Source organism: Caulobacter sp. GW821-FHT10E02, assembly GCF_059415225.1.
In genome coordinates, this window is record NZ_JBWKMV010000003.1 from 275,297 (window position 1) to 296,417 (window position 21,121).

At 66.1% G+C, this 21,121-nt stretch carries 17 protein-coding genes, 2 tRNA genes and 2 pseudogenes; 10 read left to right on the plus strand and 11 right to left on the minus strand.

Annotated elements, in window-relative coordinates; genetic code table 11:
• Positions 1 to 397 precede the first annotated feature (397 nt).
• Positions 398 to 3,358, plus strand: a complete 2,961-nt coding sequence (locus AC07NI_RS16525) for a TonB-dependent receptor (RefSeq protein WP_494621045.1) — start codon at positions 398 to 400, stop codon at positions 3,356 to 3,358.
• A 350-nt stretch (positions 3,359 to 3,708) separates the two neighbouring features.
• On the opposite strand, the gene sppA is transcribed toward AC07NI_RS16525, so the two are convergent.
• Together sppA and AC07NI_RS16535 are read right to left on the minus strand one after the other, a co-directional pair.
• Positions 3,709 to 5,493, minus strand: coding sequence for a signal peptide peptidase SppA (gene sppA / locus AC07NI_RS16530; RefSeq protein WP_494621047.1), 1,785 nt, complete (start codon positions 5,491 to 5,493; stop codon positions 3,709 to 3,711).
• A gap of 174 nt (positions 5,494 to 5,667) precedes the next feature.
• Positions 5,668 to 5,744: transfer RNA gene (locus AC07NI_RS16535), tRNA-Pro, on the minus strand.
• 165 nt (positions 5,745 to 5,909) lie between these two features.
• Between AC07NI_RS16535 and AC07NI_RS16540 the strand changes: the two genes are divergently transcribed.
• Positions 5,910 to 5,983: transfer RNA gene (locus tag AC07NI_RS16540), tRNA-Gln, on the plus strand.
• A 284-nt stretch (positions 5,984 to 6,267) separates the two neighbouring features.
• On the opposite strand, the gene AC07NI_RS16545 is transcribed toward AC07NI_RS16540, so the two are convergent.
• Complete coding sequence (locus tag AC07NI_RS16545) at positions 6,268 to 6,534, minus strand: hypothetical protein (protein WP_494621049.1); 267 nt, start codon at positions 6,532 to 6,534, stop codon at positions 6,268 to 6,270.
• A gap of 106 nt (positions 6,535 to 6,640) precedes the next feature.
• Here AC07NI_RS16545 and AC07NI_RS16550 point away from each other — a divergent pair, with 106 nt between their 5' ends.
• The 6 genes from AC07NI_RS16550 to AC07NI_RS16575 all read left to right on the plus strand — a co-directional run bounded on the left by AC07NI_RS16550 (position 6,641) and on the right by AC07NI_RS16575 (position 11,637).
• Complete coding sequence (locus AC07NI_RS16550; protein ID WP_494621052.1) at positions 6,641 to 7,027, plus strand: avidin/streptavidin family protein; 387 nt, start codon at positions 6,641 to 6,643, stop codon at positions 7,025 to 7,027.
• Positions 7,028 to 7,124: 97 nt separating this feature from the next.
• Entirely contained in the window at positions 7,125 to 7,766 is a 642-nt protein-coding gene (locus AC07NI_RS16555) for a hypothetical protein (protein ID WP_494621055.1), read from the plus strand.
• Positions 7,712 to 8,395 carry a hypothetical protein gene (locus AC07NI_RS16560; protein WP_494621059.1) on the plus strand — a complete coding sequence of 228 codons (684 nt, stop codon included), beginning with the start codon at positions 7,712 to 7,714 and terminating at the stop codon, positions 8,393 to 8,395. The genes AC07NI_RS16555 and AC07NI_RS16560 overlap by 55 nt, the downstream gene beginning before the upstream one ends.
• Before the next feature lie 78 nt (positions 8,396 to 8,473).
• Positions 8,474 to 8,794 carry a hypothetical protein gene (locus AC07NI_RS16565; RefSeq protein WP_494621061.1) on the plus strand — a complete coding sequence of 107 codons (321 nt, stop codon included), beginning with the start codon at positions 8,474 to 8,476 and terminating at the stop codon, positions 8,792 to 8,794.
• Between the two features lie 87 nt (positions 8,795 to 8,881).
• Entirely contained in the window at positions 8,882 to 10,807 is a 1,926-nt protein-coding gene (locus AC07NI_RS16570) for an acyltransferase family protein (protein WP_494621063.1), read from the plus strand.
• A 401-nt stretch (positions 10,808 to 11,208) separates the two neighbouring features.
• The gene (locus tag AC07NI_RS16575; protein ID WP_494621065.1) at positions 11,209 to 11,637 is read left to right on the plus strand and encodes a Ros/MucR family transcriptional regulator; all 429 of its coding nucleotides are present in this window, start codon (positions 11,209 to 11,211) and stop codon (positions 11,635 to 11,637) included.
• Positions 11,638 to 11,728: 91 nt separating this feature from the next.
• Here AC07NI_RS16575 and AC07NI_RS16580 read toward each other — a convergent pair whose 3' ends face one another.
• From AC07NI_RS16580 to AC07NI_RS16590, 3 genes are all read right to left on the minus strand, one after another.
• Positions 11,729 to 13,531: an ATP-binding protein gene (locus tag AC07NI_RS16580; RefSeq protein WP_494621067.1), complete on the minus strand. Its 1,803-nt coding sequence runs from the start codon at positions 13,529 to 13,531 to the stop codon at positions 11,729 to 11,731.
• A gap of 75 nt (positions 13,532 to 13,606) precedes the next feature.
• Complete coding sequence (locus AC07NI_RS16585; RefSeq protein ID WP_494621069.1) at positions 13,607 to 14,158, minus strand: GNAT family N-acetyltransferase; 552 nt, start codon at positions 14,156 to 14,158, stop codon at positions 13,607 to 13,609.
• Between the two features lie 39 nt (positions 14,159 to 14,197).
• On the minus strand, positions 14,198 to 16,387 hold the full coding sequence (locus tag AC07NI_RS16590) for a S9 family peptidase (protein ID WP_494621071.1): 2,190 nt from the start codon (positions 16,385 to 16,387) through the stop codon (positions 14,198 to 14,200).
• Positions 16,388 to 16,510: 123 nt separating this feature from the next.
• On the opposite strand from AC07NI_RS16590, the gene AC07NI_RS16595 reads away from it, so the two are divergent.
• On the plus strand, positions 16,511 to 17,359 hold the full coding sequence (locus tag AC07NI_RS16595) for a trypsin-like serine peptidase (protein ID WP_494621073.1): 849 nt from the start codon (positions 16,511 to 16,513) through the stop codon (positions 17,357 to 17,359).
• Positions 17,360 to 17,428: 69 nt separating this feature from the next.
• Positions 17,429 to 17,625, plus strand: a pseudogene (locus AC07NI_RS16600) (CsbD family protein).
• A gap of 78 nt (positions 17,626 to 17,703) precedes the next feature.
• On the opposite strand, the pseudogene AC07NI_RS16605 reads toward AC07NI_RS16600, so the two are convergent.
• From AC07NI_RS16605 to AC07NI_RS16625, 5 genes and pseudogenes are all read right to left on the minus strand, one after another.
• Positions 17,704 to 17,816, minus strand: a pseudogene (locus AC07NI_RS16605) (hypothetical protein); the annotation flags it as partial.
• Positions 17,817 to 17,827: 11 nt separating this feature from the next.
• Positions 17,828 to 19,726 carry a M1 family metallopeptidase gene (locus AC07NI_RS16610; protein WP_494621075.1) on the minus strand — a complete coding sequence of 633 codons (1,899 nt, stop codon included), beginning with the start codon at positions 19,724 to 19,726 and terminating at the stop codon, positions 17,828 to 17,830.
• Between the two features lie 45 nt (positions 19,727 to 19,771).
• Positions 19,772 to 20,248: an OsmC family protein gene (locus AC07NI_RS16615; RefSeq protein WP_494621077.1), complete on the minus strand. Its 477-nt coding sequence runs from the start codon at positions 20,246 to 20,248 to the stop codon at positions 19,772 to 19,774.
• Between the two features lie 3 nt (positions 20,249 to 20,251).
• Complete coding sequence (locus tag AC07NI_RS16620) at positions 20,252 to 20,569, minus strand: DUF1272 domain-containing protein (protein WP_494621079.1); 318 nt, start codon at positions 20,567 to 20,569, stop codon at positions 20,252 to 20,254.
• A gap of 88 nt (positions 20,570 to 20,657) precedes the next feature.
• Positions 20,658 to 21,107 carry a MaoC family dehydratase gene (locus tag AC07NI_RS16625; RefSeq protein WP_125156076.1) on the minus strand — a complete coding sequence of 150 codons (450 nt, stop codon included), beginning with the start codon at positions 21,105 to 21,107 and terminating at the stop codon, positions 20,658 to 20,660.
• Between the last annotated feature and the right edge of the window lie 14 nt (positions 21,108 to 21,121).

The window sequence follows — 21,121 nt, forward strand, 5'->3', positions numbered from 1 at the left end:
GTGAACGGCGTTCTTCGAGGTCGAAATAGCCTCGTTAAAACAAAAGCCTGACGAAGTTTTTGCGCGGTGGTCCGAGGCTTCAGTATTGAGACTGAGCAATGGTCTCTGGAAAAGCGGCGACCCTGTGGCGATTTTGCGACAGCTTCGAGCGATGTGAATTACAAATTTGCAATGACAATTGACCCTCAGCGGCGCGGCCCCCTAACGTCCGTGCAACCGGAGAAATGTTTCCGGGACACCAGTGATCTCGTGGCGCCGTTTGGCGGTTTTTCCGCTCCAGGTCGGACAAAGTTTCTAGAGGGGTTTGTCCGTACTTGCCGCCCGCGCCACGCTCAGAGGGGATTTGAAGAGCATGGAATTCAACAAGGGTAGCGCACGCGCGCGCCTCACGAAGGGCGTGAGCCGCGTCGCGCTCGGCATTGCGCTGAGCGCCTGCGTCGCCGGGGTCGCCATGGCCCAATCGCAGACCGGCGCCCTGCGCGTCGCCGTCACCGGCCCGAACGGCGCCCCGCTCGCGGGCGCCACGGTCGTCATCAAGTCGCCGGACTCGCTGTCGCCCAAGACGGCCACGACCGACGCTGACGGCCGCGTCCGCGTCGGCGGTCTCGACCCGTCGACCAACTACACCGTGACCGTCTCGGCCGGTGGCTTCAGCAACTTCAGCGCCGACCACGTCGCCGTCGTCTCGGGTAAGGACCTGTCGGTCGGTTACGCCCTGGCCGCCGAAGGCAACACGATCGAAGAAGTCGTCATCACCGGCCGTTCGCTGGCCGCCGTCGACGTCACCTCGGCCACCGTCGGCACCACCCTGACCCTGCAAACGGTGGAATCGCTCCCCACCGGCCGTAGCTATCAGAGCTACCTGCAGCTGGTTCCGGGCGTGAAGCCCTCGACCGGCGGCAACCCGTCGTCGCGCTCGGGCGTGAACTACTCGGACGTCGGCGGCGCCATCGGCGCTTCGTCGGACAACCTGTACTACCTCGACGGCGTCGACGTGACCGACCCGGTCACCGGCACGTTCGGCGGCAACTTCAACTCGGAAATCATCCAAGAACAGCAAGTGATCGTCGGCGGCGTGCCGGCTGAATACGCTGGCGGTTCGGGCCTGGTGTCGCGCGTCGTCACCAAGTCGGGTTCGAACGAGTGGCACGGCTCGCTGAACTACTACCTGCAGAACAAGGACCTGGTCGGCAAGGACAAGCACAGCACCTCGGGCGGCTTCAAGACCTACGACACGGCCTTCACCCTCGGTGGCCCGATCATCAAGGACAAGCTGTGGGTCTTCGGTTCGTACCAGAAGAAGAAGCGCACCGACGAAGTGCTTGACGTCGCGACCGGCGCTGACCTGCGCAAAGTGACGCGTGACGAAAAGTACGCCTTCTTCAAGGCCACTTGGCAGATCACCGACAACGACCGTCTGACGGGTACGTTCTTCAACGATCCGACCAAGATCAGCGGCCAGCGCGACGCCACGATCATCAACCGCCGCGACTACGCCCGTAAGCAAGGCGGCGAGAACTACAAGATCGACTACACCCACACGTGGAACGACCTGCGCGTGAACGCCTATGGCTTCAAGCACAAGTCGGAACTGACCGACGTCGCGGTCGACAACACCATCCGCGACAACGTCACCTTCGCGACGACCGCCAACTCGACCCTTCTGCAGCGTTCGCTGGGCGGTCGTGGCATCAACTCCGAAGAGCACCGTGACCGCAAGGAATACGGCCTGAACTTCGAGTACTTCCTCGACACCAAGCTGGGCACGCACACCTTCAAGGGTGGCTACGTCAACACCGACAACACCTACTTCCAGACCGACTCGGTCCCGGGTGGCGTGACCTACAACTCGCTGGCTCCGGCCTATATCGGCACCACCTACGCCCAGTACATCGGCTCGGGCTGGACCGCTCGCGCGATCACCTCGACGGACACCAACGGCTTCGTCCTGCCGGCCCTGAACGCCAACGCCAACGCCCGCGCCCTGCTGGACACCAACGGCAACGGCGTGATCTCGTCGGCCGAACTGAACGCCCTGAAGTTCAACGACACCGCCGGCAACCCGTACGGCAACGTGAACGTCTACCGCACGGTCCGCGCGGCCGACGGCCCGTACACCGTGTCGAGCAAGGGTGAGACCCTGTACTTCCAGGACACCTGGACGATCGACCAACTGACGATCAACGCCGGCGTGCGTGGCGAGCAGTGGAAACACTTCGCCTCGGACGGCAGCCAGATCGCCAAGTTCAAGTGGGCGATCGCTCCGCGCCTGAGCACGACCTATGACGTGTTCGGCAACGGCCGCACCAAGGTCTTCGCCTACGCCGGCCGTTACTACGACCCGATCCGCAACGACATGAGCGACTTCGCTGGTGCGCTGACCGGTCCGGTGAACAACGAGCAGATCCGCGTCGGCAACGAGTGGATCACCTTCCGTACCCGTGGCCCGGGCGACGCCCAGTTCTCGCCGGCCACCAAGACGCCGTACACCGACGAATACATGATCGGCGCCTCGACCACGATCGGTTCGAGCATCGGCGTGTCCGCCACCTGGTCCCGCCGGATCAGCAAGGACATCATGGAAGACTACGATCTGACGCTGTACTCGGATCCGACCTGCACGCAGGCGACCTGCGGCGCCAACGGCGCTGCCTATCCGGGCTCGCCGTTCTACCTGCCGTACTCGTACTTCGGCTTCAGCTCGGCTCCGACCACGAACTACGTGATCGGCACCCTGGCTGGCGGCAAGCGTGAGTACACGGGCTACGAGTTCGTGGTCACCAAGTACAAGACCACCAACTGGTTCGGCCAAGTGTCGTACACCCACAACAAGGCGTACGGTAACTCGAACTCGGACGGCAACGCCGACTTCCAAGGCGACTGGGTTGCGCTCGATCCGCGCGCGCCGAACATCTGGGGCCGTCAGGCCGGCAACATCAAGCACCAGATCAAGGCTTACGGTTCGTACGACTTCCCGTTCGGTCTGCAGGCTTCGAGCGTGTTCAACTGGAACAGCGGCTCGTACTACACGCCGGCCGACGTCATCTCGAGCCGTTACCTCCCGCCGATGGGTGGCGCGACCACCGTTGGTGGCGTGACCGACACGTACGTCCTGCCGGGCTTCGTGGGTTCGGGTAAGAACCCGTCCTACTACACCCTGGATGCGCGTCTGAAGTACGTCCAGAAGCTCCCGGTCGGTGAGGCCGAGTTCTTCCTCGACGTCTTCAACGTCCTGGACAAGCAGTCGCCGACGGGTGTCGTCGCCAACCGCGCTGGCAGCGGCCAGTACAAGTTCGGCGAAGCCAACTCGTGGAACACGTCGCGTCGCGCCTATGTGGGCGTCCGCTACTCGTTCTAATCGACCGCTTAGGCTATCGATGGGAAACGCCGGTGCGAAAGCACCGGCGTTTTCTTTTGGGCGGTGTCCGCCATGAGCCGCCGGCCGTGAGGTCGGCGGCTTTGGTGTGTCTGGGGAGAGGGCCGGGCTCTAGGGCGCTCAAAACACCGCTCATCCCCTCGAAGGCGGGGACCCAAGCTGACGTTCAGGTCGATGGCGCGGCCGAGCCATGCTCCGCTGCCTCGGCTTGGGTCCCCGCCTTCGCGGGGATGAGCGGGTGAGGGCAGGGCGGAAATGACGGAGCTAGGCGCAAACAAAAAGCCCCGACGCTGACCGCGCCGGGGCTTCATGCTTCTACCGGGTGGGAAGGCCTACCGCACCGGCGTGTCCGCCAGCACCGAGGCCCCGCCCGGCGCGGCGCGCAGGCGGGCCTTGGCCATCTCGTCCAGGATCGCCTGGGAGCGCGGATCGCCCAGCACCCAGGCGGCGGCGGCCAGGGTCTTGGCCGAGGTCTCGGAGACGCCCAGGAAGCGCTCGAAGGCCTCGAACGGCGAGGTCCCGCCGTCCATGCGCTTGAGGCGCACGTCGCCCTTCAGCTTGGCCAGCGACTTGGCCTTGTCGACGGCGTCGTAGAAGCCGCCCAGTTCGTCCACCAGGCCCAGCTGCTTGGCCTGCTCGCCGGTCCAGACCCGGCCCTTGGCGATCTCACGCACGCGCGCGGGCGGCAGGTGACGGCCCTCGGCGACGCGGCTGATGAAGCCGGCGTAGATGCGGTCCATCCAGCCGGCGAACTTGGCGCGCTGGTCGGGGGTGAAGCCCTGGCCCTGGCCGAAGGCTTCCGAATAGTCGCCGCCGACATGCAGCGGCTTGGTGTCGACGCCGAAGCGGGCCAGGGCGTCGCCGATGGCGAACTTGCCGCCATAGACGCCGATCGAGCCGGTCAGGGTCGAGGGCTGGGCGACGATCGAATTGGCCTGGCTGGAGATCCAGTAGCCGCCTGAGGCCGCGTAGGTCCCCATGCTGACCACCACCGGCTTGCCGGCCGCCTGGGCCGCCTTCACCGAGGCCAGGATCTGCTCCGAGGCCGTGTCCGAACCGCCGGGCGAGGAGACGCGGAAGACGATCGCCTTGACGTCCTTGTCGTCGGCCGCGGTCTTGAAGGCCTGGGCCACGTTGTCCGAATAGACATTGCTGTCGCCGCTGAACGGCGAGCCGCCGCCGTCGGCGCCGGTGACGATGGCGCCCTCGGCCCCGATCACGGCGATGGCCGGGCCGGTCTTGACGGTCGGCGGCTTGGAGCGGGACGCATAGTCGCCGAAGTCGACCAGCTTGGCCCCCTTGCCGGCCTTGTCGAGGGCGAAGGCCTGGATGTCGCCGACCTGGCCGACCTTGTCGATCAGGCCCTTCTGCTGGGCTTCCTGGGCGCTGTACGGGCCCGCCTCGAGGGTCTTGGTCAGCTGGGCCACGTCGCGCTTGCGATCGACCGCCGCGCTGGTCAGGGCCGTGCGGTAGACCGAGCCCATCCACGACAGCGTCGATTCCCGGTGAGCCGGGGTGTAGTCGCTGTAGAGATAGGGGTTCACCGCGTTCTTGTATTCGTAGCGCTGCTCGTACTCGGCCTTGACGCCGTACTTGTCGAAGAAGCGCTTGAAGAACATCGACTCCGACGAGATGCCGACCGCCTGCAGGCTCGAATCCGGCTGCATCCAGAACTCGCTGGAGGCCGCGCCCAGCATGTAGGTCGAGGTGACCATGCCGGAGGGATAGAGGCCCTGGCTGTGGGCGTAGATCGGCTTCTGGCCGGTCTCGCGGAAGTGCTTGAAGGCCAGGCGCAGCTCGTCGGCCGAGGCCGGGGTCATGCCGCCTTCGGGCAGGCGCACCAGCACCGCCTTGACCTTGTCGTCCTTCTCGGCGCGCCGCAGCGTCTCGATGATCGACATCACCGAATCCCCGCTGCTGCCGAACGCGGCGAAGGGGTTCTTCGGGGCCTGATCCGACAGGCCGCCGCGCAGGTCCAGTTGCAGAACTGTGTGGGCGGGGACGGGCGCGGGCCGGGCCGCGCCGGCGGCCATCACGATGAGCAGGAAGGGCACCCCGACCACGAACAGCAGAAGGCCGACGAAGACGCCGGCGACGGTCAGGAAGAACTGCTTCATCGGAAGTCCTGTGAGCGAGACAGGCGGCAAGTTAACCACTGTTCGGGTTGCGACCAAATGAACAGCGCGCAACGCGGAACAGTTCCGGCGAATCGCAAGTCAGGCGCCGCTTTCGCGACGCCTAAACTTATGAATTTTGGGCTATTTTCCCGCCTCTGGTTGGCGGGGAGGAAATGGTCGGAGTGGCAGGATTTGAACCTGCGACCCCTGCGTCCCGAACGCAGTGCTCTACCAGACTGAGCCACACTCCGACTTGGAGGCCGGCCTTATAGGGGGCGGTTTCAGAGGGCGCAAGCGCCTTTTTTGAGGTTCGTGTGACGGCCCGAAAAAAGTTCTGAAATGGGATGTTGCATCCATCCGAGTCGTGAGCTATTTCCACCGCCTCGCCGAGCCCCGAGGGGTTTCGCCGTTCCTGCTGGGGAATGGTGTAATGGTAACACTGCGGTTTTTGGTACCGTCATTCTAGGTTCGAGTCCTAGTTCCCCAGCCAACACTTTCAACGACTTAGTGAAAGTTCAACCCGCCCTTGGGGCCGGTTTTTTGCAATCCGTTTACAGACGGGTCCTTCGCCCTGTTCGCTTTCATGCTTCGCACGATGGCGAGGCCGATCTCCTGGCCGCTCACGTAGCGCCGGCGAATCTCCGCCACCTGGGCCTCCTTCCACCCGAGAATCGTCGCGATGTCGGCGTCGTCGAGGCCAGCGCGGATGAAGTTCGTCGCCGCGGTTCACCTTCAGGATCTGCGGCCCGCCACGCCACGCGTACCAGCATGGCGCTAACGTCGATCTTGGAAGCGGGCAAGCGCAGCCTCGGCGTCATCTTCGGGGGAGGTGGTCAGGGGGAGGCGAGGGCTGGCCGGCGCCGGGCCGGAGCGAGCGTCGAGCCAAGCGTCGATCGCGAAGCGGTCGTAGCGGCCGGTCGGCATGCAGCCGATCCCCTGCCGCGTTACCTCAGCAACGGGGATGTCGCCGAGATAGTCGGCGACCTGATCCTCGGTCAACAGGCGGGGCTGAATGTCAACGGCGGCCAGGCGGGCGGTCACGCGGTCCTCCGGTGCGGCCTCGCTCGTCTCGGTTGTGAGAATCTCCGCGACACCTCAGGCGCGCTATGGCAGGCTTTCCTCCAACATCATCCGAGGGGGAAGGCGCGTGTCTCACGATAAGGCTTTGCTCAAGGCGGCGGGGGCAGCGGCTCCAGTCAACTTTGCCGGCGTCTGGCAGAACGAACTTCGATCGACCGTCGATTTTACCGTTCAAGGCGCCGAGGTTAGCGGCACCTACACGAGCGCCGTCAGCAGCGGTGGCGTCCCGATCGCCGGATCCGTCCGGGGCTACGTCAATGGCGATCTGATCGCCTTCACGGTGAACTGGCCCTCGGCGGCCATTACCGCCTGGGTCGGCCAGCTGACCATGATCGACGGCGCGGGCGTCATCAAAACGCTCTGGCAGATGACGACCAACGTGGCCGATGCCGAAGAGGAAGGGGGGCTTTGGGCTTCCATCTACGCGGGGGCCGACGAGTTCACCCGGCCGTAGGCCGTCATCGGCCAGCTGCAGGCGCAGCCAATTTGTGCGGCTGCCCTCGATCTTGACCATACGCGGGGTCATGCTGCCGTCCGTTCAGGAGGGGTAGATGACGAAACGAGTGGTGCCAGGATGGATGGGGGCGCTTGTCGGCGCGGTTGGTGCCGGCGTGGCCACGTGCATCGGCTACGCACCTGAGCTCACCTACCTGATGGACGTGCATCCAGGCGTTGCTGGCTGGGTCCAGGCAGTTGGCTCTATCGTGGCCATCGCGGGCACCGGTTTCGTCGCCATTTATCAGGTGCAGCAAGCGCGCCTGGCTCAAGAACGCGAGTGGGAACAAGCACGGGAGGCGCGGCGGGTTGAATTGCTGGGGCGCTGGGCCGTTGCGGTCGCGATTATCCAACGCGCGTCGAGCACAATCGCACCGATCTTCGACAACGCATTGGACAGTCAAGAGAGAGCGCGCTGGGTACGGGACATCGACCTTGTCCATTCGTTCGAGGCCGTCCGCGTCGATGACGGTGTCCGTGCCGACGATCACGGGGAAAAGGCCGCCGCCGTCGTGGACGCGCAGATGTTCGGTCTCATCGCAGAACGGGCAGGGGCGCTTGATGCGGGGATCGGTCATAGCGCGCCTTCGACTGTCACAAGCCTCACTGCACGGATGGCGGGAATCGTGGGAGCGTTGACGGTATGTCCGAACACACACGACTTCAGCCCTGGGTGTGGCAATTGCTCGGTTGGATAGTCCTCGCTGTGCCGACCATAGCTTTCTGGCCCGCCATCAACAGTTGGCTCGATACCAACCAGCATCTTTCGGGATGGGCCCAAGCAGTTGGTTCGCTGATCGCAATCTTTGGGGCGGTGTGGGTCGCCAGACTGTCCGCGAATCTCCAGGAGCGCGCGGAATTCAGTCGCCGACTCCAGGCAGCTTATGAGCGTCGAGAACTTGCCGGAACTCTTGCCGATGTAGCGTTTTCGCGCATCGATCACATCTGGGACGTTCTGAGTGCGTCCCCGATGGCAATCCAGCCGGTGGGGTGGACGGTGCTGCAGCGTACGGCCGAAGCCGATCTGGCGGTCATGCGGACATTCAATCTTCACGACCTGGGCGGCCGGGAGCCGATGAAGGATTTCGCCCTCCTGACCGGTCTGTTGAGCACGGTCTGCGACTACCTCCAACCACTCGCAGATCGCTCTCTTCAGGCGGACGATCCTCGCAGGTCGTATCTTACTGAACTGGAAGAGCCGGTTAGAGAGATCAGAAAAAGGGCGGCCGAACTCAACATCAGCCTTCGGCGCTATCTTCGACTGCATGACTCCGAGGTTTTGGCCGCCACCGAGCAGTCCAGCGACAATCATAGCGTTGCACCATAGACTTGCGCCTTGAGCGCATGATGCCCGCTGAGCCAGAGCATTGTCAGCTCTGCGTGGCCAGTTAGGCCACGAGCAGCATTGGCGTACTCCGTTGTCATCGGCGACAGCGGTGGCTTCCACCTCAGCATCAGACGATATCTGGGGATGGGCCTAGACGTCCTGGCCGTGGAATACAGCGGCAGCAAAGGCGGCGGGGCAGGGCTCGCCACCCGACTCGCGGACTCGGACGGTCGAGCGCTCGAAGGCGGCGCCGAGACCGACCTGGCCGTCCGCCCCAGCGATCTGAGGCCGGCCCCTAATATCGAGAGCCTGGTCGTCGGCAAGGCGAGCCACGACACCATTCTCATCCAGCCCGAGACGTGGTCGCGGATTCAGGCCGAGATCGCCAAGGCGCCTTAGCCCCCGTCCCCATAACGCGCTCTCCCTGGCCGGCCAGGGTTTGCGCCGCTTGGCCCTGCATGGTTAGTGCGGGTGTCCGGGGGGACCATGACCGCGCATTTGAACGACCTGAAGGGCGGCGCGGATCAACGCGCGGCCAAGCACTATCGTCGTGACATCGATGGACTGCGGGCCTTGGCCGTGCTGCCGATCGTCCTGTTCCACCTGGGGGTCAATCTGATCCCGGGCGGCTTCGTCGGCGTCGACATCTTCTTCGTGATCTCCGGCTATCTGATCGGCGGGATCGTGCTGGAGCAGATCGACGACGGCTCGTACTCGGTCGTCGACTTCTATACGCGGCGGTTCCGGCGGATCATGCCGGCCCTGGTGGTCATGCTGGTGGTCACCACCATCGCCATGGGCTTCGTCGCCCTGCCCAGCGCCATGGAGGCGTACGGCGGCAGCCTGATCGCCGCGATGCTGTCGGTGTCGAACCTCTATTTCTGGAAGACGACCAGCTATTTCGCTCCGGTCGCCGAAAGCCAGGCGCTGCTGCACACCTGGTCGCTGGCGGTGGAAGAGCAGTTCTACATCCTGCTGCCGATCCTGATGGGGTTGGCGCGCCGCCGGGGCCGCAAGGTGATGATCATCGTGGCCGCCGTGCTGGCGCTGGCCTCGCTGGCCGTGAGCATCGTCGGTCTCGAGCCCTATCCGACGGCGACCTTCTATCTGCTGCACACGCGCGTGTGGGAGCTGCTGCTGGGCGTGCTGGCGGTCGTCACGCCCAAGGTCTGGTTCGAGCGGCGCGCCTGGCGCGAGGCCGCGGCGCTGGTCGGCCTGGCGCTGATCGGCGGGTCGATCCTGTTCTACGCGCCGGTCATGTCCTTCCCCGGGCTGGCCGCGCTGCCGCCCTGCCTGGGTACGGCGCTGCTGCTGTGCGCGGGAAGCGGCGGCTCCACGCTGGTGGGGCGCCTGCTGTCGTTCCGGCCGCTGGTGTTCGTGGGGCTGATTTCCTATTCGCTCTATCTCTGGCACTGGCCGGTCATCGTCCTGCTCAAGCAGGCCTTGCTGCTGACCTATCTGTCCAAGCCTTTGAAGCTGGCGGCGCTGGTGCTGTCCCTGCTGCTGGCCTGGGTGTCGTGGCGGATGATCGAGCGGTCCTGGCGCAATCCACAGATCCCAGCGCGGACCATCTTCCGGTGGACGGCGGCCTCGGCGATCGCCGTGACGCTGCTGGGCGGCGCGATCATCACGCTGAAGGGCGGGGCGGCTCGCTTTTCGCCCGAGGTCGTGCGGCTGGCGTCGCTGCAGGACAAGGCCGACAGCAACGACTTCCGCGAAGGGCGCTGCTTCATCAGCTCGACCTACGACTTCGCGGCCTTCGATCGCGCCGGCTGCCTGGGAATGGCCGCGGACAGGCCCAACGTGCTGATCATGGGCGACAGCCATGCCGCCCACCTGTGGTCGGGGCTCACCGACCGCTATCCGCAAGTCAACTTCCTGCAGGCGACGTCCTCGGGCTGCAGGCCGGTGCTGACCCCGGACCCGGGCGGCGCGCCGCGCTGCCTTGAGATGATGCGCTATCTGTTCGGCGACTACCTGCCGAAGGCCAGGCTTGACGCCGTCGTGCTCTCGGGCTCGTGGCAGCCGACGGACCTGGGCGCGGTGGCGACCGACCTCGACTGGTTCCGCGCCCATGGCGTCCCGGTGATCCTGGCGGGACCGGTCGTACGCTACGACTTCGCCTTGCCGCAGATCCTGGCCACGGCGGTCCGCCGCAACGATCCGGGCCTGCCGGCGCGCAAGCGCGAGCCTGGCGGCGCCGATCTGGATCGCCGCTTCGCCGAGCTGGCCCGCGCCAAGGGCGTCGCTTATTTCTCGCCCTACAAGGCCCTGTGCCACGACGGCCAGTGCCGGACGCGCGACGCCGCCGATCTGCCCGTGCAGTTCGACTACGGGCACCTGACACGGTCGGGCTCGGGCATCGTGGCCGAGGCGTTTCCGATCGCCGCCGTGCCGGGCCGGCGGCGCTGATCCAAGATTTCGGCCTCGTCGAGCAATCGATTGGCAAGTCCCTCCGCGCAAGGATCGTGTCGGCGGAACGCGGTTCTTGCGCGTTCTGGGGCAAGCGGCGCCGTTTTGAGCGTCGAGCACGCAGGACGTAGCGGTATTGGCGCGGGCGTTGCCTGAACTCCGCCAAGTCGAGTTCGCGGTTGCGAGATAGAGGTGTGCGCGTCGGGGTTTAGCCCCGCGAATCGATGCGTGATAACAGCGTTGTCAGCGCTATAGTTGGCGAAAATTAGCGTTGTTGAGCGTGCTCAACGACAGTGAATTGTTACGGGTCTTCACGAATCTGGCCAGAATTTGCCGATGAACTACTTGTTTTTCTCAGGCGACCGTGTAATTGCGGATCAAAGGGGAATGGAGTTGTGATCGTGGAAGATAAAGCTACCCTAATCGAGCTCACCGCCGAAATCGTGGCCAACTATGTGGCCAATAACGTTACGCCGGTTTCGGAACTTCCTGCGTTGATCCGTGCTACGCACGACGCTCTGGCCGGTATTGGCGCGCCGCCGGCGCCCACGGTCGAGGCCGTGACCAAGGCGACTCCGGCTCAGATCCGCAAGAGCATTACGCCAGAGGCCCTGATCAGCTTCGAAGACGGCAAGCCGTACAAGACGCTGAAGCGCCACCTGACGACGCACGGCATGACCGTGGCCGAGTACAAGGCCAAGTGGGGCCTGCCGAACGACTATCCGACCACGGCTCCGGCCTATAGCGAAGCCCGTTCGGCGATGGCCAAGGCTCTCGGCCTCGGCCAAGGCGGCCGCAAGGGCAAGGCCCCGCGCGGTCGCAAGGGCTGATCGCTCAACCAGCCTGCCAGAACGACGAAAGGGGACGCCTAGGGGCGTCCCCTTTTTCGTTTCCCCTCTCCCCTTGCGGGAGAAGGAAGGCCTAGGCGGCCGCTTCTGCGCCGTCAGCTTCATCCATCGCCAGCACCCGCGCCAGGGTTTCGACCAGGCGCGGCACCTCGACGGGCTTGGGGACCAGGGCGTCCATGCCGGCGTCGGCATAGAGCGTGCGCTCGTGGGTCAGGACGCTGGCGGTGACGGCGATGATCGGGGTGCGCGGGCGGCCGGTGCGGCGCTCGCCCTCGCGGATGGCCTTGCTGGCCTCGACGCCATCCATGACCGGCATGTGCACGTCCATCAGGATCGCGTCCCAGCGCTCCTTCTCCCAGCGGGCCACGGCGTCGCGGCCATCGACGGCGAAGCAGCCATCGACGCCCAGGTGGCTGAGCAGGGTCAGCAGCACGGCGCGGTTGGTCTGGTTGTCGTCGACGACCAGGATGCGCGGCGCGCCGGTCTCCTCCTGGAGTTCCGGCGTGGCGATATCCAGGACCGGGACGGCGGCGGGCTGCGCCTGGGCCATCGGCAGGACGACGGTGAAGCACGAGCCGCCCTCGGGCAGAGCCGAGAAGGTGATCGAACCGCCCATCAGCTCGGCCAGGGTCTTGCAGATCGCCAGGCCCAGGCCCGAGCCGCCGGCCCGGCGGGTGCTGGAGCTGTCCAGCTGGGCGAACTTGACGAACAGGCGGTCGCGCTGGTCCTCGGGGATGCCGACACCGGTGTCGACCACGCGGGCGGTCAGGGTCGCTTCGTCGCCCTCGACGATCACCCGCACCGCGCCGGCCTCGGTGAATTTCACGGCGTTGGAGATCAGGTTCGACAGCAACTGGCGCAGACGCTCGGCGTCGCCCAGGCGCCAGCCGACCGCGCCCGGCGCGACCTCCAGGCTGAAGTCCAGGTCCTTGTCGCGCGCCAGGCCGCCATAGAGCTGGCGCAGGCCGTCCAGGTGGGCGCAGAGGTCGAACGGGGCGGGCAGGATGTCCATCTTGCCGGCCTCGATCTTCGAGATGTCGAGGATGGCGTTGATCACGCCCAGCAGCGACTGGCCCGAGGCGCTGATGGTGTCCAGGCGCTGGCGCTGGTCGGCGGCCAGGTCGCCGGCGGCCATGATCTGGGCCATGCCCAGCACGCCGTTCAACGGCGTGCGGATCTCGTGGCTCATGGTGGCCAGGAATTCGGTCTTGGCGCGGTTGGCGGTCTCGGCGGCCAAAGCGAGGTCCTGGGCCTCGGTCTTCAGGCGGCGGTTCTCGGTCAGCTCGCGCTGCAGCTCGGCGTTGAGATCCTCGCTGGCCAGGCGCGCGCGCACCTCGCGGCCGACGACGCCGCGCATCAGAGCCGACATGCCGGCCGCCGCGAAGGCCCCGGCCAGGCCGACATAGAGGAACTGGTTGACGCTCTCGGGCGGGACGTAGCGGGTCATCCACAGCAGCCCGGCGATCGCCGCGGTCGCGCTGATCAGCGCCACGCGCCGGCTGGGGGCCGAGGTCGCGAACACCAGGGCCATCAGCACGAAATAGACCAGCTTCTCCGCCTCGAAGTGCAGGGTCTGGTAGGCCACGGTGTTGATCAGGAAGAGGGCGTTCATGCCCAGGGCCAGCGCTTCCAGCGGCAGGCCCATGATCCGGCCCCGGCGCAGCAGGGCCCAGGCGCAGACGGCGTAGAGACAGGCGGTGACCGACAGGCCTTCCAGCACGACCAGCGCCAGGCCCTTCTCGTAGAAGGGATGCGAAAGACAGATCAGCGCATAGTAGATCGAGGTCGCGAACAGGTAGCCGCTCACGATCGGCACATAGGCCTGCATCAGCGCGACCTTCTGCGGCCGCGTGCGCTCAGTTTTCGAAGCGGCCAACACCTGCCCTCGACCTTTCCCTCAAGCCGGGACCTTAGCCGAAGACAGGTTAAGCCTTGTTTCGAACCTTGGTATTTAGACGCCGCTGAGCGACAGGCCGGGGGCGTCGGGTTGAGTTTCGCCGCCACCGTTCAGCGAGCGCTGCATCCAGACCAGGTCCACCCAGCGGCCGAACTTGTGGCCCATGTCCGGGAAAACGCCCTTCTTTTCAAAGCCCAAGGCCGCGTGAAGGCCGATCGAGGCGGTGTTGCCGCTGTCGCCGATCACTGCGCACATTTGTCGCAGGCCCAAAGCTTCACAATGGGCGATCAGGGCCTCCAGCAGGGCGCGGCCGACGCCCTTGCCCACGGCTTTCGGCGAGACATAGACGCTGTCCTCGACCGCGTAGCGATAGGCCGCGCGCAGGCGGAATGGGCCGGCGTAGCAGTAGCCGACGACTTCGCCGTCCAGCTCGGCGACGAAGTAGGGCAGGCCGCGCTCGAGGATGGCCCGTCGGCGGACGGCCATCTCGGCCGCGTCCGGCGGGACTTCCTCGAAGGTGCCCAGGCCGTTCAGGACATTCCAGGCATAGACGGCGGTGATGCCGTCGATGTCGGCGTCGATCGAGGGGCGGACAAGTACAGTCATTACGTCTTCTTTCTCCTCCCCCGAGGGGGAGGAGAGCCGTTAAGCCTTGGTCCAGCCCTTGTCGACCGCCCAGACGGCGAAGGCGTAGTCCAGGGCGATCTCCTTGAGGAAGTCGAACCGGCCCGAGGCCCCGCCGTGGCCGGCGTCCATGTTGATCTTCAAGAGCACCGGATTGCCGCTCGTGGTCGCCGGCCGCAGCTTGGCGACCCACTTCTCGGGCTCCCAGTAGGTGACGCGGGGATCGGAGAGGCCGCCGGTGGCCAGCACGGCCGGATAGGGCTTGGCCGTGACGTTGTCGTACGGCGAGTAGCTGGCGATGTAGTCGTAGGCTTCCTTGTCCTCCAGCGGATTGCCCCATTCGGGCCACTCCGGCGGGGTCAGGGGCAGGGACGTGTCGCTCATGGTGTTGACCACATCGACGAACGGCACGGCGGCGATGATGCCGGCGAACAGGTCCGGCCGCATGTTGGTGATCGCGCCCATCAGCAGGCCGCCGGCCGAGCCGCCATAGGCGACCGTGTTGGCGGGCTTGCCGTAGCCGGCCGCGTGCAGGTGCTCGGCGCAGGCGATGAAGTCGGTGAAGGTGTTCTTCTTCTTGAACTTCTTGCCGTCCAGGAACCAGCCCCAGCCCTTTTCCGAGCCGCCGCGCGGGCAGGCCGTGGCCCAGATCCAGCCGCGGTCGACCAGCGACAGGTTCCGGATCGAGAAGCTGGGCTCCATGGCGATGCCGTAGCTGCCATAGCCGTACAGCAGCAGCGGCGCCGAGCCGTCCAGCTTGGTCCCCTTCTTCATCAGGATGAACACCGGCACGTCGGTCCCGTCGCTGGCCTTGGCGTTCAGGCGGCGGGTCTCGTACTGGGCCGGATCGTGCCCGGAGGGGATTTCCTGTGTCTTGCGCAGGGTGCGCTGACGCGAGGCCATGTCGTAGTCGAACCACTGCCGGGGCGTGGTCATCGAGTTGTAGACGAAGCGGACGGTGTTGGTGTCGTACTCGTAGCCGCCCTCGAGGCTCAACGCGTAGGCGGCTTCGTCGAAGGCGATGGTGTGGTGGTCGCCATTGGCGGCGGTGACCACGACTTGGTTCAGGGCGTCGACCTTCTCCAGCCGCACGAACCAGGCCTTGAAGGCCATGGTCCCGGAGATCAGGCGGCCCGGCTGGTGCGCGATCCAGTCCTTCCAGTTGGCCTTGCCGGTCGCGCCCTCGGGGGCCGTGGCCAGCTTCCAGTCGACCGCGCCGTCGGCATTGGTGCGGATCACCCAGTGATCGTTCCAGTGCTCGGGCTCGTAGCGGACGCCCACCTCGCGCGGGTGGAAGACGACCGGCGTCGCGGTCGGCGTCGCGGCCGGGATGATCAGCGCCTCGCTGGTCTCCTGGTTGCCGCACGAGATGACGACATACTTCTCCGACGCGGTGACGCCGACGCCGATGAAGAAGCCCTCGTCGGGCTCGTCATAGATCAGCACGTCGTCCTGGGCCGCGCCCTTGGCCGGGCGGCGATAGATCTTGGCCGGGCGGCCGTTGTCGTCCCGGAACGTCCAGTACAGCCACTGGCTGTCGGGCGAGAAGCAGAAGTCGCCCGTGGTGCTTTCCACGGGGCTCTCCAGCACCTTGCCGGTCGCCAGGTCCTTCACGTGGACGCGGTAGACCTCCGAGCCCTGCTCATCGACGGCGTAGGCGTAGAGCTTGTGGTCCGGCGAGTGGCTGGCCGCCCCGACCTGGTAGAAGGCCTTGCCCTTCGACTCGGTCTCCTCGTCGAGCAGGATCTGCTCAACGCCACCGCCAACCGGCTTGCGGGCGTGGATCGGATGCTGCGCGCCCTTCTCGAAGCGGGTGTAGTACTCGAAAGGCCCATCCTTGGCGGGGACGCTAGCGTCGTCCTCCTTGATGCGACCTTTCATCTCGTCGAACATCGTGGCCTGCAGCGCTTCGGTCGAGGCGAGCATGGCCTTGGTGTAGGCGTTCTCTTCCGTCAGGTGCGCCTTGACGTCGGCCTTGATCAGGGCCGGATCGCGCAGGACCTTCTGCCAGTTGTCGTCCTTCATCCAGGCATAGTCGTCGACGCGGGTGCGACCCAGCTGCTCGATCGTCTTGGGGATCTTGTGCGCGACCGGGGGAACGGGGCGGGCAGCGTCTGAGGACATGGCGGATCCGAAAGCTATTCCAGGGAGGACTATGGGGGATGAGGTAAGCGCGGCGGCCGCGCTCGTCACCATCTGTCGCCGGTTCATGAGCAGAATTCCCCCGATCGGTCTCTAACGCGCGACTGCGGCAGAACGACAACTTGCGGCGCAAGAATCCTGTGGTCAAACTCACTCTAGTGTCGGGATAGTAAGCGTAACCATGGGGGCGATATGGCCTGGGATCTGTCCGTCGACCTGATCAAGGCGACGGTCCAGCTTGAACAGCCGCTGGGTGACGGCACGCGGACGGTCGGCACCGGCTTTCTGATCTCCGACCCGACCCCGGACGGCAAGCCGCGCACGATCCTCGTCACGGCCGCCCACGTGTTCGACAAGATGCCTTCGTTCTCGGCCAAGATCGGCTATCGCATCGAAGGCGGCGACGGCGTCTGGCGCTTCGATCCCGAGACCCTGAAGATCCGCGACGGCGACCATCCGCTGTGGGTCAAGCACCCGACCCGCGACGTCGCGGTCATGGTGGTCGAGGCCCCGCCCGAGTTCGTCAAGGCGGCCATCCCGATCAAGTACCTGGCCCAGGACGACACCTTCAACAAATACGCGCTCGGCCCCGGCGACGAGATGATGGCGCTGGGCTTCCCGCGCGGTCTGTCGGCCAATCCGGCCGGCTTCCCGATCCTGCGGTCGGGCCGCGTGGCCAGCTATCCGCTGGCCCCGGCCGCCAACTTCCCGACCTTCCTGATGGACTTCTCGGTGTTCCCCGGCAATTCGGGCGGCCCGGTGTTCATGGCCGAGGGCGCGCGCCGCCGGCCGGGCGCCAGCGAGAGCCAGGAGGTGCAGTTCGTAGCGGGCCTGCTGACCCAACAGGTCGAGCTGTCGGGCGAGCGCCTGGAGATCGGCATCGTCACCCACGCCAAGTTCATCCGCGAGACCCTGGCCCTGCTGGACAAGGTCCCCGGCGCGCCGGTCACCCAGGCGCGGCTGACCAAGCCCGAGCCCAGCATACCTGGGGCGATCCCGGCGGTGGCGATTTCGGCGACGGCGATGGGGGCCTCGCACTAAATCGGAACTGCTTTCGCGCTCAGCCCGTTTCTTCTGCAACGCACAACAACCAGCAAGCAGGAGCGAGCCATGAGCACCAATCGTGTTGAAGGCGCTATCGACAAGGCCGCGGGCGCCGTCAAGGAAGGCGTCGGCAAGGCCACCGGCAACGAACGTCTCGAAGCCGAGGGCGTGGCCCAGAAGGCCAAGGGCGACGTGCAGAACAAGGTCGGCCAGGTTCAGGACAAGATCGGCGACGCGATCAAGAAGTGAACGCCCGCCTATGACTGACGAAAGCGGCCGCCGGAGCGATCCGGCGGCCGTTTTGTTTTGGGCTCTGCAGAGCGCCCCCTCCGTCACGTCGCCTATCGGCGCCGCGCCACCTCCCCCGCAAGCGGGGCAGGAGGGGAGTTCTTCTCCTCACCCGTGAAACGGGGGAGGTGGCGCGATGCGGATACGCATCGTGACGGAGGGGGCGCTAAGCGGCTCCTACTTCACGATCGTATCGACCGTCTGCCTCGTCACCGCATGATAGAGCGGCCGGGTCTTGGCATAGACCCGCTTGGCGATCGGCTGACCCCAGTCGCCTTGCGCCATCAGGTCCTTGAACAGCGGGGCCACGAACTTGCGGCGGCCCTGGTCGGTCAGGAAGGCCTCCAGCGAGCTCACCGCCGGCTGGTAGCGATTGGCCACGGCCAGCTCCAGCCAGACGAAGCGGATCTCGCTGTTGCCCTGGGCCGATAGACCCAGCGCCTTGTCCAGCGTCGCCAGGCGCTCGTCGGATAGCTTGCGCGGCAGGCTGGCGACGAAGCGGGTGCGCTCGGGCGTGCTCCAGGCGTTCCATTTGGCGAGCGGCGCCGCGCCGTCCTTGGCGTAGGCCTCGGCCAGGGCGTCCACGGCCGGGAAGGCGGCGGACTTCACGTGCACGGCGTTGTCCGGCAGCCCGACCTCATAGACCCACTTGTTGATGCCGATCTGGCTCTCCAGCTTGGCGTCACCCTTGATCAGGTTCTGGCGCAGGTCGGCGACGAAGCCGGCCGTGGTCTGGCTCTGGAAGGCGTGGCGGGCGAAGTAGCTCTTCAGATAGGCGTCCCAGCGCGGCCGGCCGACGGCCTTCTCGATGGTGCGCAGGAAGGTCGCGCCCTTCTGGTAGGCGATGTCGGTCATGCCGTCGTCGGGATCGCGGCCGGTCAGGTCGAGGTGTAGCCGGGTGTCTGCTCCAGTCGGACCGCCGGCGTCGGCGATGGCGGCCTGCAGGTCGCTCCAACCCAGGTCGGCCAGCATGTCGGCGCGCGGCTTGCCGTACAGCCGCTCCATGATCCGGTTCTCGAAATAGTCGGTGAAGCCCTCGTTCAGCCAGAAGTCCGACCAGGTGGCGTTGTTCACCAGGTTGCCCGACCACGAGTGCGCCAGCTCGTGCGCCACCAGGCTGACCAGCGAGCGGTCGCCGGCGATGATGGTCGGGGTGGCGAAGGTCAGGCGCGGGTTCTCCATGCCGCCGAACGGGAACGACGGCGGCAGGACCAGCAGGTCGTAGCGGCCCCAGGCATAGGGCCCGTAGAGGCTCTCGGCGGCGGCGACCATCTTCTCGACATCGACCAGTTCGTTAGCGGTCTTCTTCATCACCGACGGCTCGGTATAGACGCCGGTCCGCTTGCCCAGCGGCGTGAAGGTCAGGTCGCCGATCGCCACGGCGATCAGGTACGAGGCCACCGGCTTGTCCATCTTGAAGCGATAGGCGCGGCTGCCGTCCGCCAACGGCTCGCCGTTGGGGGTGAGCATCTGGGCGCTCATCACCGCCTTCAGCCCCTTGGGCGCGACGATGCGGGCGGTCCAGGTCTGGCGGATGCCGGGGCTGTCCTGGGTGGGGATCCAGCTGCGGTTGAGGATCGCCTCGCCCTGGCTGAACAGGTACGGGCTCTTCTTGCCGGCCGTCTGCGACGGGGTCAGCCACTGCAGCGCCGCGCCGCCCGGGGCGCTGTCATAGCGGACGACGATGCGCTTGGCGCCGTTCAAGGTCACGGTCAGCGGCGCGCCCAGGATCGGATCGGCCTTGCCCACCGTCCAAGGCAGGGCCTTGCCCGAGGCGTCGGTGACGCCGTGGATCGCCAGGCCCTTGGTGTCGAGCACCACTTCCTTGGCGTCCGGCGCGGCGGCGATGTCGAGCGAGGCCTTGCCCTTCATCTGCTCGGCCTTGAAGTCGGCGGTCAGGTCCAGGTCGACGTGCGTCACCCGCGCGACCAGCGGCTGGGCGTAGGAGTGGATGTCCCGCGCCTCGGGCGTCTTCAGGATCGCCGGGATGGGCGGCGAAACCGTCTGCGCCAGCACGGGCGCGGCGACACCGCAGAGCAGGAGCGACAGCAGAACGGCGCGGGCTTTGGAGGTCATGGATCATCCCTGTGCGAGAGGGACGTTTAATGCGCCCTCCTGAACCTAGGCGTCCACCTCTTCATACGTCGCCGCATACGCCACCGGGAAGTTCACCGACCGCGCGATGAAGCAGACCTTGTGGATCTCGTGGTGGATGGCGTCGGCCTTGGCGAGGTCCGCGCCGCGCTCGACCTTGATGTGGGGCTTGAGGGTGGCGCTCAGGAAGCGGCCGGCGCCGTCGGGGGTGCTTTCGCCGACGCCGATCGGCTGGTCCTGGTAGCCGCGCACGACGATCCCGGCGTTCGAGGCCAGGTGCAGGTACCACAGCATGTGGCAGGCGCTGAGCGAGGACATCAGCAGGTCCTCGGGATTGTGCAGGGTCGGGTCGCCGCCCAGCAGCGGGTCGTTGGAGCAGGGGACGGGCGGCTTGCCGGGTGTGGCGATGGTCCAGGTGCGGTCGTAGCCGCGATAGGTGCGCGTGCCGTCGCCCCGGTCGCCGGTCCATTCGATCAGGCTGGTGTAGTCGTGCTGCTTGGCCATCGTTCAGCGCTCCTCTGGAGGGACGTCCTTCAGCCGCGCGGTCATGGCGGCGATCTCGTCTCGACTCCAGCGTGTGTATTTGCGGGAATCGCTCGCGGGGTGGAAGCCCAGGCCCAGTGAAATATGCGGATGGTGGTAGGCCTGTTTGGGGCGGATCGGTCGCGGCGCCAGGCCGCCGCCGCAGGTCGGGCAGACGTTGCGCAGCACCTCGTCGGCGCACGCGGCGCAGTAGGTGCACTCGTAGCTGCAGATGCGGGCGTTCAGGGCGTCCGGCGGCAGATCGACGTCGCAGAGTTCGCAGTTGGGACGGAGCTCGAGCATGCAAATCCCTTGGCGGTGGTCCCGCCCGCTATCGCGAACGGCCGCCAGGGGAAATGACAGCTAAACCTCGTTTTCGGCCAGAGGCCGATCAGGCCCCGTAGATCACCGAGATCGTCTCGGCCACGCAGGCCGGGCGCTCTTCGCCCTCGATCTCGATGGTGCACTCGTTCTTCATCTGCAGGCCGCCCGACTTGGGTTCGGCCGAGAGCAGCTTCTGGCGCATGCGCACGCGCTTGCCGACCCGGACCATGCCGGTGAAGCGGACCTTGTCGCAGCCGTAGTTGATGCCGCGCGTGACGCCGGTGACGCGCAGGATGTCCGCGCCCAGCATCGGGATCAGCGACAGGGTCAGGTAGCCGTGGGCGATCGGGCCGCCGATCTCGCGGGTGGCGCGCTCGACGTCGACGTGGATCCACTGGTGATCGCCGGTGGCCTCGGCGAACAGGTTGACGCGCTCCTGGGTGACCTCGACCCAGTCGGACACGCCGATCTCCTGGCCGACCAGGCTGGCGACGTCGGCGTAGGCGACTTCCTTCATGGTATTTTCTCCCT